Origin of the sequence: Pseudomonas sp. CFBP13509, from assembly GCF_005233485.1 — a bacterium.
GTDB classification, from domain to species: Bacteria; Pseudomonadota; Gammaproteobacteria; order Pseudomonadales; family Pseudomonadaceae; genus Aquipseudomonas; species Aquipseudomonas marginalis.
Genome location: NZ_QGAA01000004.1, coordinates 190,247 through 203,851, shown reverse-complemented (window position 1 = coordinate 203,851; position 13,605 = coordinate 190,247). Strand labels below are relative to the sequence as shown.

The following is a 13,605-nucleotide window of genomic DNA, read 5'->3' as shown; positions in this document are numbered from 1 at the left end:
GCACCTTAAAAGTTGGGTATGGCGGCATTCGCATAGTTTTCGTCGTTTTTGCCTATTACGGCATTCGCTACGGTTCTCTAAAGTTCTCGCTACATTGCGATTCACACTGACGCCGTTATTTCGTCGAGGCGATTTATCACGATTGCGAAATAGCCGAAACGCATCAGGGTATTGACCAGGACAGGAACTGTGTACCTGCACGTACGAGCGTTTAACGACACGGCCGACTCATTGACTTAACCACTTCGATCACGGGGGAAATCATTGGATGCACGTCCTCATTATCCATGCACATAACGAACCTCAGTCGTTCAACGCGGCCATGAAAGATCTCGCAATCGATGAGTTACGCGCTCAAGGGCACTCAGTCGAAACTTCTGACCTCTATGCAATGAAATGGAATCCAGTCGCCAGTGCCGCTGATTTTGGCAGTCGCGCCAATCCCGAGTACCTGACCTATGCCCTGGAGCAACGACACAACCACGCACATAGCTCTCTAGCCCCCGATATTCAGGGCGAACTGGACAAATTACTGAAAGCGGACCTGGTGGTTTTCAACTTCCCCATCTATTGGTTCTCGATGCCAGCAATCATGAAAGGCTGGATAGATCGAGTACTGATTTCAGGTGTCTGTTACGGCGGCAAACGCTTTTACGACCATGGCGGTCTGGTAGGCAAGAAGGCCATGCTTAGCATCACCCTTGGCGGCCAACCTCACATGTTCGACGCAGAGGGTGTACATGGAGACCTCAATGAAATGCTCCGCCCCCTCTTACGCGGCACACTGGCTTACACAGGAATGACTGTTCTGCCCCCGTTCGTGGCTTATCACGTACCCTATATACCCCAGGAGGCACGTACCCAACTGCTAGCGCAATACAGACAGCACTTATGCTCCCTGGACACACTAAAACCCCTTAGATTCGTATCACTCAACCAGTTTGATGAAAAATTGCATCCGGCCTCCAATCAGAAGATTTAGCAGAGACCTGTGCAGCGCAGCCCATTATCCGCTGTCGCTGCGCATTAGTTCCCACTCCTACGCAACGACTCACCGTCAGCCAACTGTCCTCACTTCATCGTTGGCATCGCGAACTCCACGCCTTCGCGCACGCGGATGGAGGGCCAACGCTGGGTGACCGTCTTGCGTCTGGTGTAAAAGCGCACGGCGTCCGGACCATAGGCATGCAGATCGCCGAACAACGAACGCTTCCAGCCGCCGAAGCTGTGATAGGCCACTGGCACGGGAAGTGGCACATTAATGCCGACCATACCCACCTTGATGTTGTCAGAGAAGTATCGAGCCGCCTCACCGTCTCGGGTGAAAATGCAGGTGCCATTGCCGTACTCGTGAGCATCGATCAGGTCCATTGCTTCGCGCATGCTGCTCACCCGCACGATTTGCAGGACAGGGCCAAAAATTTCTTCTCTGTAGCTGAGCATCGCAGGCGTGACGCCGTCGATCAGCGTACCGCCGACGAAAAAACCGCTTTCGTAGCCAGCCACCTTTGGATTGCGGCCATCGACAACAACGCTGGCACCCTGAGCCTCTGCGCTGTTGATATAGCCAATGACTTTTTCCTGATGCTGCCTGGTGATCAATGGACCGAAGTCATTGCTGCTATCACTGTAGGCTCCCACCTTCAGCTTTTGCATGGCGACCCGCATTTTCTCGACTAAAGCATCGCCGACGCCCTCCCCGACCGCAATAGCTACCGACAGCGCCATACAGCGTTCGCCGGAGGAACCAAAAGCCGCACCCAGCAACTGATTGACAGCGTTATCGATATCCGCGTCAGGCATCACTATGGCGTGGTTTTTCGCGCCACCCAGGGCCTGACAGCGTTTGCCATTGGCATTGGCTGTTGTGTAGATATATTCGGCCACAGCGGTGGAACCCACAAAACTGACGGCCTGAACACGCGCATCATTAAGTAGGGTGTCCACCGCCACTTTGTCGCCGTTGACCACATTCATGACGCCCTTAGGCAGTCCGGCCTCATGAAGCAATTGGGCGATGAATAGCGTCGAGCCAGGATCGCGCTCAGATGGTTTCAAGATAAAGCAGTTACCGCAGGCGATAGCCATCGGGAACATCCACAGCGGTACCATTACCGGAAAGTTGAACGGGGTAATGCCTGCGACGACACCGAGGGGGTGAAACTCACTCCACGAGTCGATGTTGGGCCCTACGTTTTTGCTGTGCTCGCCTTTTAGCAGTTCAGCTATGCCGCAGGCATACTCCACATTTTCAATGCCGCGTTGCAGCTCACCCAACGCGTCGTGGCTTATCTTGCCGTGTTCCTCACCGATCATTTGCACAATACGATCGGCGTTTCGCTCCAACAGCTCTTTGAAGCGAAACATAATCCGGGCACGCTTAATCGGCGGAGTATTGCGCCACTGCGGGAAAGCCGCTTCGGCAGCAGCGATAGCCGACTCGACGGTTTGCCTGGAAGCGAGGCCGACCTGTTTATCCGCTTCTCCGGTGGACGGGTTGAAAATGTCCTGAAATCGCTCGGCATCGGTGACGATCTCGCCGTTGATCAGGTGCCCTATAGTTTTCATGTGTTTACTCCTGTTTTTGTTAACAAGACGGCACTGTCCCGCAATAGGTTTACGGGTCAACACCTTCCGGCTTGTGCGCGTCTGGAATAACTGTTGGCAGCCTCGGTTCCAGCTCTGAAGTGTGGATACGAAACTGCGGCTGACTCTGGATATGGCCGTGTGTTTTGGGCCAAGGATCAGTAAGAAAACGATGGATTACTGGTCATCCAAACCCACTGCGTTAGCGGGAACATCGTAAGCCCGCAACGTCAGAGACACCGTCGTGAAGTACCCGATGAAGGCAATGAGATCGGTGAGGCCATCATGCCCCAGCGCATCAACCGCTCTTTGGTATAACCCTACCGGAATGATGCGAGGCGCCAGCAGAGCGGAGGACATGTCATAGATGACCTGCTGGCGCGCATCCTCAAATGAGGTGGGTAACCCGGCAACCAGGGCCTGCACTTTTTCAGCCGGTAAACCACCTACGACCTCGGCCATCCATTCGTGCTCATAGCTGGCATAGGAAGCCATCCACCGCCCTGCGGTGAGAAGAACCGCGATTTCGATCTCTGCTTTTGACAAGGTATGTTGGGCTTGGTAATGGCTGCCCATATGCACCATGACTTCTGTCAACTTCAGATTTCTCACCCAAATCTTGTAAGGGCCGGGAACCATGCTTCGCGTGCCTTTGACAAGATCGTAAGCCTTCTTTTCATCGCCGGACATTTCTTCATGCCGGTGCTCCTTGAATCTTCCGAACGTGCCGAAGTGTGACTCCCTTAGTTTATGGGCCGCCGCAATGAGTTTCTTTACTGCTTCTGGATGGGTCGCCATTTCCGATACCTCATGTCTTTTGCCACTGGCAAGCATTGGTGGGCAATCACGCCCGCATCTGCCGATTATTCAACGTGGCGACACGGGTAAACTTTCGAGAACACACTGCGACCTTCGATTTCCCAGCATTGAAAAATATAGAAAACACCGCGAGCGAAGGACTACAATTTGAACCGTTGTTAACGGTCTTCTAAAGACGCATGGGACATCGCAGGCTTTCGTGCATGCCCATCACGTCACTCATTAATATCAGGCGGTGGAATATGTCACCCCAAAGCGAGACGACCCCCTCTACATTGACTCATCTGCTACCCAGTGCTCCGCTGCTTTGCGTAGGTGGCGCAGGCCATGGACGTGCAACGGTTCAGCTCTTCCGAAACTCACCGGCGCCAGAGCGCGTCACGGTGTCGCCTTTGCGAGATCACCTGCTGATCGTGGTGCTTTCTGGTCATGTGTTGGTAGAAGAGGACCAAGCGAACGGCGCTGGAGCGCGTAGGTGGGCGGGAAGCGGGCAAATGAGTCTGATTCCGGCAGGCACTGAAACGACGCGCCGGTTTAAAGGCAGCTCCGAAGTGCTGCTGGTCCATCTGCCTCAACATCTGGTAAGACAAACAGCGAGGGAAAGCGGTCTCTTGGACAGCCATGCGGCGCTCATGCCCCGCCTGGCAGTGGCTGACGAAGTTGTCGAAAGGCTCGGAAGACTTTTATTGGCGGCGGCATATGATTCGGAGACCGGTACCGAATTGATGCTGGATGCTTTGACCAAGGCGCTAATCATTCATCTACTGCAAAACCACTCCAGCCAGTCGCGGGAGAAAGAAGTTGTTCAGCCTGCGTTGAGCAAAGGAAGACTCCAGTGCGTGATTAACCATATGCAAACGCACATGGACGAACCCCTCCCCTTATCGAGCCTCGCCGATTTGTCAGGGCTGAGTCCGTCGCAGTTTGCGCGGACTTTCCGGGCCGTTGTGGGGAAACCACCTCATGGCTACCTCTTGGATTTACGGATAGACCGGGCGAGAAACTTGCTCGAAAATACCGATTTGCCAGTGATCGAAGTCGGGATGCAATGCGGCTTCGAACAGCCCAACCACTTTGCAACAATGTTCAAGAAAATTAATGGACTCAGCCCACGCGCATGGCGTATTGCGCGGCGATTGAATTAAAAGGCGGTCCGCCTTGGCGCTGACAAGGCGGCCGGACACACCCTCTGGTATCAGCAAAAAACAGGCTGACTCCGATACAGCTAAAAGACCAGTTGCACAGCACAATGGGACGGTCTATCACGGCAGTCGACAACTCAAATCGTCAACCATTACGGATTCTGGACAAGATGCTCCGCCCGATACGCCTTGAATCCACTGAGCAAAACAATAGCTGCCAGTAGCGCAACAATTGGAATAGTGGTCGCTAGAGAGTATTTCAACATCGCCTCATTACGGTATCCATAGTCGGTTACTATCGCTATGACCGTTGGCCCTAGACCAAGGCCTACCAAATTGGCAGTCAGCATGTAAATTGCCGACACCTGGGCCCTGAGATTATTCGGCAGGACCAGTTGCAGAGCGGCCGGAGCAACACCGAGAAAACTGAAAGAGCAAAACATCAGCGGTAACATGACAATCTGCGCAATGCCTGCACTGTTGCAGAACGCCAGAGCCGAACCAAAAATGGCCATTCCGATTGCGGTAAAGATACCGATCCGCAGGGGGGCATCCCGATAGCCCGCCTTGAATAGTTTATCGACCAAGGCACCGCCGGCAATAATTGCCGTGGTTCCGATAAAAAGCGCCACCAGCCCCAGATAAACGCCTGCGTCCCCGGCAGACCATCCAAAGCTACGAACAAAATAGGTAGGACTCCAGGCCATCAACCCTGAGCTGACAGTGGCCAGTAATGAAAAACCCAAAAAATGGGACAGGATGAGTCTTTTTCTTTGGAACATATACGCTAACACTTCGGCAATCGTGAAGTGCGTCTTGTGATGTGCCTCGAGACTTTTCCTTTTAGGCTCTTTAACAAACATCAAGGCTATGATTGCTAGAATTCCGGGGATGGACACAATGACAAAAGTCAACCGCCATGAAGACACAGTGCCCACTAAGGGTAACGTGACCTCTTTGAAACTCTCTGTGTAGTTAACCACCATCCCGCCAAACAACATGGCAAGGCCGACCCCCAGTGATACCCCGGTTTGAAAAATACTGATAGCCGTGGAAACGCGCTCTTTAGGAAAGTAGTCAGCAATCAAGGAGTAACTAGCTGGCATGAGTGAGCTCTCCCCTGCCCCCACACCGACTCGAGCCAAAAACATGATCCCAAAATTTTTCGCGAAACCGCACAATGCAGTGAAAAAACTCCAGACCCCAATGCCTATGGCAATGATATTCCTACGATTATAGTGGTCTGCTGCCCGTCCAACCGGGATAGCCAGCAACACATAAAATATTGCAAACGCAAATCCCTGCAGCATGCTCATTTGGGTGTCGTTGATCTGCAGTTCGCTTTTTATCGGTCCGACCAGCAAGCTGAGAATCTGACGATCAATAAACGATAACGTCAAGGCAAAGATTAAAACGCCGATGACAAACCATGGGTATACCCCCACACTTGCCTTCTGCACACTATCATCAAGCGTCGCGTTTGCTTCAGACAGGGCACTGCCTGAATGATTGCCGGAATCGAATGACATGTGAAGTTCCTCTTATTATATTTGGAATCTGAACACTGAGAGTTTTAACCTTGACCGCGTTTGACGCCCCACCTGATGTAATCTGCACGTTCCATACTATTTATAGCGTTTGGCCGGGCAGCCACCCACTCAACGCCGGTGGCTGCCCCCCATCCGGGTCTACTCTGATTCCAATTCAGAAAATTCAACACGCAACACTTTGGCAGGCTTGAGGACGTTACCCGGCTTAAGCGACATGACACCACCGTCTGTTGTTATATAAGCGACTACGCCCGTCTCCTCCGAACCTCGCCCCCATGCGATCGCAGAGGGACCGGTCATACGCTCGTCGTACGGATTCCCGACGATGCTACGTCGATTTCCATCGTTTTCCCCCGGCGTCAGCGATATCAGGTCAATCGTATTTTCCCGATGGGTAGTCACGTAGGCGAAACCTGCCGCTTCATCTAGGCAAAAATCATCGCCCATCATTCCGCAGGCAACTTGCTCGGGGACACCGATAGCGTTGAAGGTGTTCGGATCGACAGCCACGCGCATAAAGAGTCCTTGTGCCGTCGAGGTGTAGTACAACCAACCGGTGGTCGCAGCAAACTTCACGCCGTTTACTCCGGGTTGCTGAGGAAACGGGCCTAATGGTTGATGCTCCATGGTTGGGTGTGCAAGCCAGACGCTGGGGGCTGATACTCTGCCATCTGGGTTAACGTTCACCCGCCAGATCAGACCGGCAAAGCAATCGGCAATTAATATCACACCCTCACTGGCCTTACAGCTGCCATTCAACATACCGATTGGCGCCGGGAATGTAGCCACAAGCTCAGGTTGCAAAGTATCGCCAGACGACCACGCACGCAGATCAACTCGATACAACATCCCTTTACCTGGGGCGGAGGAGCATACATAAAAGACGTCGCGCTCCATTTCTACAATCCCCATCGCGGGGCAATCAAAAGTGTGAAGTAATTGCGGTTTACCAGCTTGCGGGCTGCCAACCGCTGGAACCAACCAGAGCGCCCGGTGAAATACCACAGTTACCAGCATTGATCCATCGACGCGGACAGCGATGTTCTCCAAAAATGTATTTGGATCGAAAGATGCAACTTCGCACATCGTATAGTGTTTCAGGTAATGGCTAACCATTAGGGCCTCCCGTGACCTGAGCAGAAGTTTCTTCTGCCCCTAAGAAATTAACCTGAGCAACAGCCGGCTCGATTGAGCTGAGTTACTGGCTAGCGTTATTCGACTCATACCTCATACGCTACGTACTCAATAGCACTCCAACCAGAGGGTATGCCCCTCCTGAGTATCATCTGATTCAAGGCACGCTAGACAGGAGCTGAGTAAGTTCTGGGTCATAGACTCCAGACAAAAGAACGAACACCACAGTCGCCGGGACATTTGATCGGTTTTCCCAAGCATGATTTGTTCCGCACTGCACTAATACGTCGCCAGTGCGCAAGACAACTTCTGAATCATCCAGCACCAACGTAAGCTCACCTGAAAGTACGACAACATAGTCGATCGTTTCCGTGCGATGCATTAGAGCATTTTTGGACTGCGCGTTTCCCGTGTGGCCTCCTGCATTACCCAGCGCCTGGAACGCATTATTGGAGGTGGCAGAATCCAGCTTCTTAAAAACCTCGTTGGTAGGCGGCACATGACTGATGCGAATCACCGTGCCGTTAGGCGTCGGCAATTGACGTCGAGGCCCATCGGTTGTTTCAGCGGGCTGTCCTGCAATGACGGCAGGCGATTCGAAGGTCCGGAACGTGTCGATTGAAATGTAACCTGGCAGTGCGGGCGTCGAGAATACATTGGGAGGGGCCCCGTCTGCCAAAACAACAGACTTGCCATTCTTATCGTGTCCAGTCACAACGCGGCGGACAGTGAACTCGTCATGTGACACATCTGCTGCGGTCTGGGAAGGGTTCTCGTTGTTCATATTTTTTCCTTCGGGATTATCTAATGGCCAAAATGGTCCCCGGGGCAATCAGGGCATATTGCATATAAGTACTGTTGATTTCCGTGCACATTTGCTGATGTGTGTGTGTGGCTGGCTTTTTAACCTACCGACCGAAAATGCAACAAGGCATCTATCTATTAACGATTTTGAGTCCAGGGAATAGGAACAAGAGCGGTCGGGTCGGTATATACGTCTATCAATGCGGGACGACCACATGACAGCGCATCCTTGAAAGCAGCTTCAAAATCAGAAGTCTTTTCGACCCGGTAGGCCTTCACGCCAAATGCCTCGGCGATAGAGGCGAAATCCGTAGGACCGAACTTCCAATTCTTTTCCAGTGCGGCACTGTCGTCCCATAGAACACGTTCTTGGTTGAAGCCGTGATTATTGTTTACAACCGTCACGGTATTGATGCCGTAACGAACGGCTGTCTCCATTTCAGCCATGTGGTAGAAGAACGCGCCATCGCCCGTGAAACAAACAACCGGCCGATCAGGGTTAGCGCATTTCGCACCCAGCGACGCTGGGAACGACCAGCCAAGCGAACCGGCAGCGCGGATAAGTGATTGACCAGGGCGATCCAAGTAGATATTACGAGCGGCCCAGCCTGCAGAATGCCCAGTGTCAACTGCCACAAGCGCACCTTCGGGAAGCAAGTCGGACAACATCCTGCAAAGCCGTTCTGGCCGGATGGGGGATATATCCGAAGTTTCATATTCGGCAGCCATCCCAGCCCATTGCTTGCGTAACGCTGCAATTCGCTCAAGCCACTGAGGAGTACCAACAGGCCCAGCCAGCTCTGCGCTGAGTTGTTCTAAGACGGCAACCGGATCTCCCAGCAACCCTACTAACAAAGGGTAGTTACGACCAAGCTCACGCGGATCGATGTCAATCTGCACTGCCTTCACGCCAGGTGTAGGAACCGTCCACAAACGGGTGGCCATACTGCCCGTACTCGAACCAATGAAAAGCACAAAGTCGGCTTCGGAGACTGCAATGTTTGCGGTGTCGCGCGAATAGTCCCCTACGACACCGACACAAAGCCCATCACTTTCGGGAACGACCGCCTTCGCATCAAGAGACGTTGCGACGGGAATTCTTGAGAAATGCGCAAAGTCCAGAACCGCTGATTGCGCACGCGAGGCACGGATGCCAGAGCCGACCATAATGATCGGGCGCTTAGCTTCCCGAAGTGCTGTTACGGTGGTGCGAATGTCTTCGGGGGCTGAGGTTGGGCGCATTGCCGGGGACGAACCATAGCGCGGGTCAGGCCGCATGACACTCTCGAACTCTTCCAGCAGTACCCCTCCCCAGAACCCATCCAGTTCCAGGTGCACCGGCCCTGGCGAGCCAGTGGTGGCCACACGGAAAGCTTGCTGAAGCAGATCCGGTAACCGCTGCGCCTTTTCAACTCTAGCGCTGAACTTCGTCAAACCAGCAAAAATTGAGCGCTGGTCGTGCTCCTGATAAAAATTGCGCTCGCGAGTATCAGGCGTACTACCTCCCGAGATGGCAAGAATCGGAGACTTTGCCATAACCGCATCCAGCAACCCGGCTGCGAGGTTAGTTGCGCCGATAGCTTGCGATCCGCACACGCCAACACGGCCGGATTCACGCGCGTAGCCATCGGCCATATAGACCGCAGCCTTCTCCGAATGGGTGACGATAGACTTTATACCGATAGCGGTCATTTCCTTTATTCCTGGCGGAATAATCATGGGCACGTTGAAAAAATGGTCAACTCCGTAGGCTTTGAGTGACTCTGCAAGAACCCGATTTCCTGATTTTTTTTCCATTAGAACCTTCAATCTATTTTGGGTGGGTGAGAATAAATAGTATCGATATTGCTTGAATGAATGAAGTATGCGGCGAACCATAAAAACAGACTTACGTAAATGCACTTAAACCTTCGATTTCTCGGCATTGAAAAATGCCGAAGGGTGCAGAAAAGCCCATAGACAAATCATTCCTCGACTTAAGCCTGCATCAAGTGTTTTACATGTAAAAATGGTTTAAGAACACTGTATGACGGAAGTTATCATTTATGCGGCGGTCGAAAACGTCGCCAAATTATTGGTAACCTAACATGACTTGCCCCTCCAGATTTAACGCACGCCGTCGTTGCGCAATGCCGTGGGCGTATAGTCGGCAGCAGAGGAAAAAAAGTTAAATTCAATAGGCTTTTTCTCTTCGTTGCGCATACCCGAAATGATGTATCTTCCATTGGACAGGTCATAGATTGCCTCCTGACCCAACCATGGAATCTGCTGGTCATAGCGTTGTGTCATGTACCCTTCCGCTACACGCCACAACGTATTTCTTGAGTCGTACTGATCGGCCAGCACGATTTGCCAGGTATCTTCATCGATGTACATGACGCGCTTTGAAAATATATGGCGTTCACCTGGCTTTAAGTTAGCCTCTACGACCCAGACACGGTGCAGCTCATAACGAAGCAAATCGCTGTTAATGTGACCTGGCTTGACGATATCGCTGTAAGTCAAGGTGGGCGACTCAAGCATGTAGTTATTGTAAGGAATGTAGACTTCTTTTTTGCCCACTAACGTCCAGTCATATCGATCGGGGGCGCCATTGTACATATCGAGATTATCACCTGTACGCTGTCCCTCGGACGCGGGGTATGGGCCGTCATAAGCAATCTGGGGAGCGCGTCTGACCCGTCGCTGGCCTGCGCTGTAAATCCACGCTGAACGCGGCTCTTTAACTTGATCCAAGGGTTCGTGAACAAGCACAACATCACCCGCTAACCGCGCCGGCGCTGTAATCAGTTGTTTATAGTAGAACAGTATGTTTCCAGGGTTATTCGGATCAAAGTTTTTCATATGATCGCGAAAGGTCAACTGCTGAGTAAAATACACTGGGACGAAGACTCCATCCGCCAATGGCGTCGCCTGCACATAGGTGCGACGATAACTTCCTCCACGATAACGAGTGATGTGGTTCCAAACCACCTCAAGTCCACTCTTAGGAATGGGGAACGGGATCGCAGTATCGAAGTTTTCAAGTCCGTTCCCGCCAGTGACCAATCGAGTATTCACTGCGTTCCGGCTTACAACTTCATAGATTTTATCTGGCAACGCAGCAGTACGATGCGTGGGAAACACACGCAGCCGATAAGTGTCCGGATAACGCTTGAACATCGCCATCTGGCCCGGTGAAAGCTTGTCAGCGTAGTTGCCAACGTTCTGCGAGTCGATGACAAATAGCGGTTTTTCAGCTTCAAATGGGTCGCTAAGTGCACCATTTATAGGGTTTGGCGTGCCAGCAGACTTATCAAGCCCTCCCGTCCACTTCGGTATGCTTCCCTGTGCATTACCCGCCCTTTCCGCACCGACGGGCGTGAGCGTGGTAGTTAGTTGCTTGGCTTCATCAGGAGAAACCGCAGCCACACTCATCTGAGTGGAAAGTGATGCGGCCGCCACTAAAATTATTGTTGATTTTTTCACGTTGAATTACTCCCTCTAAAAAGAGACACCGACGTTAACAGCCAGGAAGTCGCGATCAATGTTTATGTTGTAATCACCACCGAAGTAGTTTGTATAAGAAATATTCGCTGAGTAGGTGTTCAGGTAGGAGGTATCAAGAGCGATACTGATCGCTTTTGAACCCTCGTTAAAGCCCGGTTCTGGACCATAACCACTGACATCGTGGGACCATGCAACGCTGGGCCGCAGCTCGACACCTGGAATTACATTCGTGTATTCCCATATGGCGCGCGCCCTGTACCCCCAGGATGTACTGGTGGCGAACCCATCACTTGTGCAGTTGTAGGGCGTGGTGCTATTAGTTTGCGCGATGCAGACTGAATTATTCGGGAATAATTCACCTTGTCCAAATGCACTGCTTCGCCCGTAACGCAAACCACCTTTTCCGCCTAGCCCGCCAATGTGTGTGACGCCAACTTCGCCAATGAGAGAAAGACGCTCTGCGCCCATGAACTGATCGAAGAAGTGCGTTGCTGTCAGCTGAGCTTGGGTGACCTCCTTACGTCGGTAGCCTTTCAAATCTTGATTGTTGGCTATTGCCACGTCACCGGAGGAAATCAGCGGGCTTGCGGTCGCAACACCCGTGGGAGCCAAGATGAGATCCACGGCGTTGACTTGCAAAGGCATATTAGGTCGATAGCTGAGCTCACCTGCCAAACTCGTACCGGAAGGGAGGCTTGTATTAAAGCTGATCCCATAAAGCTGAATATTTTCCGGATACTCAACAAAGTACTTGCTGCTGCCTAGTCGATACGCTTGAACAAGCGAACCACCCGCAGCACTGGACAGGAAATTATTACAACCCCCGGCTGGGATTCCAAGATTTCCGCAAAGTGCACCAGCAAACCCCGAATCTGTTGCGTGCGGTCCACTGGTCACACCCAAATAGGACTGCCGGCTGTGATAGTTTATGAAGTAGCCAGCAAATTCACTGTTTATCTCCGGAACCAGCCAACGCAGCGCGGTCCCCCACTGGCCGCTGTTTTTAGGTTCTTTATCATCAGAACGCGGCACGATAATACCCTCAGAGGACAGATCGATGCCCAGCGGTATCAACGCCGCTCGCGCTGCCGCATTCGTTGTGAGATCAGGACCTACCGGTTGACCATTGCATCCATGGGCAAGCCCATCCACTTGCGAAAAGAAGGTAGCGCAGTTGTCAATGACGGTCTTTTCCCACTGCAACTGATAAAACGTATCAAGCGATACTTCGTCCGTCAGATTTTGCGAAACATACAGCAGATTAACGGGTATCAACCCTTCCTTGATCTCGGAGCCGGGACGTCGGATGGCGGCAACGTTGACAGGGTTAATAACATTGAGTCCGCCCGTTATAAAGGTACCTTCCCCCCAACTGAGAACCTGCTTGCCAAGACGCACGCTGCCCGGCAGTTCGCCTATTTGATAGTTGTGATAGATGAAAGCATCCAGCACCTCAGCCCCGGAAGACCGACTACCGGTATCCCTGTGACTATTGTTAATATCTTTATAGCGTAGAGAGTCGTCGGTGAGTTTAAAGTCGTACCAATACTTGCCACGAACAAACACACCACCACCTTCATATTTCAATTCCAGGTCATGAATGCCCTTGAAGATCGTAGAAAAGTTTTCACCTTTTTTGAAGTTTCGCCGCCCATCGTCGGTACCACGATTTCTCAGTAGATTAGCGTCCGGGTTTTGTAGCGACCAACTTCCACCCAATGTCAATATCGAATCAAAGTTACCTTCTATCTCGCCAACACTGAATTGCGCAGCCGAGACGGAGGTGCCTACAAGGTTCATAAACCCAAGCAACAGCAAATGCCGACCAACCTTGGGAATAGGTATTGTTTTTTTCATATGTATTCACTCTTTTTTATTTTTATTTTTGGTACTACACAGTTTTTTCTGACGCGACCTAACCTGCTGTTAGGTTATCTACATCGCAACGGAGACACCTCATAGATGTTCTAAAAAAACAGAACCACGACTCACTCGAACCGGATGCCTGCTTTCAAGCCCTGAGCACATCAACCTGCAGGTTTTGATTCTGATGGCGTCTCGTGATTGCCCCACGAGATGAA

The 13,605-nt window shown here is 51.9% G+C and carries 10 protein-coding genes; 2 read left to right on the top strand and 8 right to left on the bottom strand.

Going from position 1 to position 13,605, the window contains the following annotated elements; translation table 11 throughout:
* The first annotated feature begins 268 nt into the window (after positions 1–268).
* Positions 269–982 carry an NAD(P)H-dependent oxidoreductase gene (locus tag PspCFBP13509_RS08805; protein ID WP_137211880.1) on the top strand — a complete coding sequence of 238 codons (714 nt, stop codon included), beginning with the start codon at positions 269–271 and terminating at the stop codon, positions 980–982.
* Positions 983–1,071: 89 nt separating this feature from the next.
* On the opposite strand, the gene PspCFBP13509_RS08800 is transcribed toward PspCFBP13509_RS08805, so the two are convergent.
* Together PspCFBP13509_RS08800 and PspCFBP13509_RS08795 are read right to left on the bottom strand one after the other, a co-directional pair.
* On the bottom strand, positions 1,072–2,568 hold the full coding sequence (locus tag PspCFBP13509_RS08800; protein WP_137211879.1) for a CoA-acylating methylmalonate-semialdehyde dehydrogenase: 1,497 nt from the start codon (positions 2,566–2,568) through the stop codon (positions 1,072–1,074).
* Positions 2,569–2,763: 195 nt separating this feature from the next.
* The gene (locus tag PspCFBP13509_RS08795) at positions 2,764–3,384 is read right to left on the bottom strand and encodes a carboxymuconolactone decarboxylase (RefSeq protein ID WP_137211878.1); all 621 of its coding nucleotides are present in this window, start codon (positions 3,382–3,384) and stop codon (positions 2,764–2,766) included.
* Positions 3,385–3,584: 200 nt separating this feature from the next.
* Between PspCFBP13509_RS08795 and PspCFBP13509_RS08790 the strand changes: the two genes are divergently transcribed.
* Positions 3,585–4,550: an AraC family transcriptional regulator gene (locus PspCFBP13509_RS08790; RefSeq protein ID WP_137211877.1), complete on the top strand. Its 966-nt coding sequence runs from the start codon at positions 3,585–3,587 to the stop codon at positions 4,548–4,550.
* A gap of 149 nt (positions 4,551–4,699) precedes the next feature.
* On the opposite strand, the gene PspCFBP13509_RS08785 is transcribed toward PspCFBP13509_RS08790, so the two are convergent.
* The 6 genes from PspCFBP13509_RS08785 to PspCFBP13509_RS08760 all read right to left on the bottom strand — a co-directional run bounded on the left by PspCFBP13509_RS08785 (position 4,700) and on the right by PspCFBP13509_RS08760 (position 13,381).
* A complete protein-coding gene (locus PspCFBP13509_RS08785) occupies positions 4,700–6,076 on the bottom strand; it encodes a spinster family MFS transporter (protein WP_137211876.1) in 1,377 nt (458 codons plus the stop codon).
* A gap of 159 nt (positions 6,077–6,235) precedes the next feature.
* On the bottom strand, positions 6,236–7,213 hold the full coding sequence (locus tag PspCFBP13509_RS08780) for a hypothetical protein (protein WP_137211875.1): 978 nt from the start codon (positions 7,211–7,213) through the stop codon (positions 6,236–6,238).
* Positions 7,214–7,388: 175 nt separating this feature from the next.
* Positions 7,389–8,015 (bottom strand): cupin domain-containing protein, encoded by a 627-nt coding sequence (locus PspCFBP13509_RS08775; protein WP_137211874.1) that lies wholly within the window; start codon positions 8,013–8,015, stop codon positions 7,389–7,391.
* A 158-nt stretch (positions 8,016–8,173) separates the two neighbouring features.
* Positions 8,174–9,937: a thiamine pyrophosphate-binding protein gene (locus PspCFBP13509_RS08770; protein ID WP_137211873.1), complete on the bottom strand. Its 1,764-nt coding sequence runs from the start codon at positions 9,935–9,937 to the stop codon at positions 8,174–8,176.
* Between the two features lie 204 nt (positions 9,938–10,141).
* Positions 10,142–11,503, bottom strand: a complete 1,362-nt coding sequence (locus PspCFBP13509_RS08765) for a DUF1329 domain-containing protein (protein ID WP_445261754.1) — start codon at positions 11,501–11,503, stop codon at positions 10,142–10,144.
* A gap of 15 nt (positions 11,504–11,518) precedes the next feature.
* Positions 11,519–13,381 (bottom strand): DUF1302 domain-containing protein, encoded by a 1,863-nt coding sequence (locus PspCFBP13509_RS08760; protein ID WP_137211872.1) that lies wholly within the window; start codon positions 13,379–13,381, stop codon positions 11,519–11,521.
* Between the last annotated feature and the right edge of the window lie 224 nt (positions 13,382–13,605).

Bases quoted from the DNA above. Each gene is read 5' to 3' on its own strand.
- PspCFBP13509_RS08805 (WP_137211880.1), top strand. From the start codon at position 269: ATGCACGTCCTCATTATCCATGCACATAACGAACCTCAGTCGTTCAAC.
- PspCFBP13509_RS08800 (WP_137211879.1), bottom strand. From the start codon at position 2,568: ATGAAAACTATAGGGCACCTGATCAACGGCGAGATCGTCACCGATGCC.
- PspCFBP13509_RS08795 (WP_137211878.1), bottom strand. From the start codon at position 3,384: ATGGCGACCCATCCAGAAGCAGTAAAGAAACTCATTGCGGCGGCCCAT.
- PspCFBP13509_RS08790 (WP_137211877.1), top strand. From the start codon at position 3,585: ATGGGACATCGCAGGCTTTCGTGCATGCCCATCACGTCACTCATTAAT.
- PspCFBP13509_RS08785 (WP_137211876.1), bottom strand. From the start codon at position 6,076: ATGTCATTCGATTCCGGCAATCATTCAGGCAGTGCCCTGTCTGAAGCA.
- PspCFBP13509_RS08780 (WP_137211875.1), bottom strand. From the start codon at position 7,213: ATGGTTAGCCATTACCTGAAACACTATACGATGTGCGAAGTTGCATCT.
- PspCFBP13509_RS08775 (WP_137211874.1), bottom strand. From the start codon at position 8,015: ATGAACAACGAGAACCCTTCCCAGACCGCAGCAGATGTGTCACATGAC.
- PspCFBP13509_RS08760 (WP_137211872.1), bottom strand. From the start codon at position 13,381: ATGAAAAAAACAATACCTATTCCCAAGGTTGGTCGGCATTTGCTGTTG.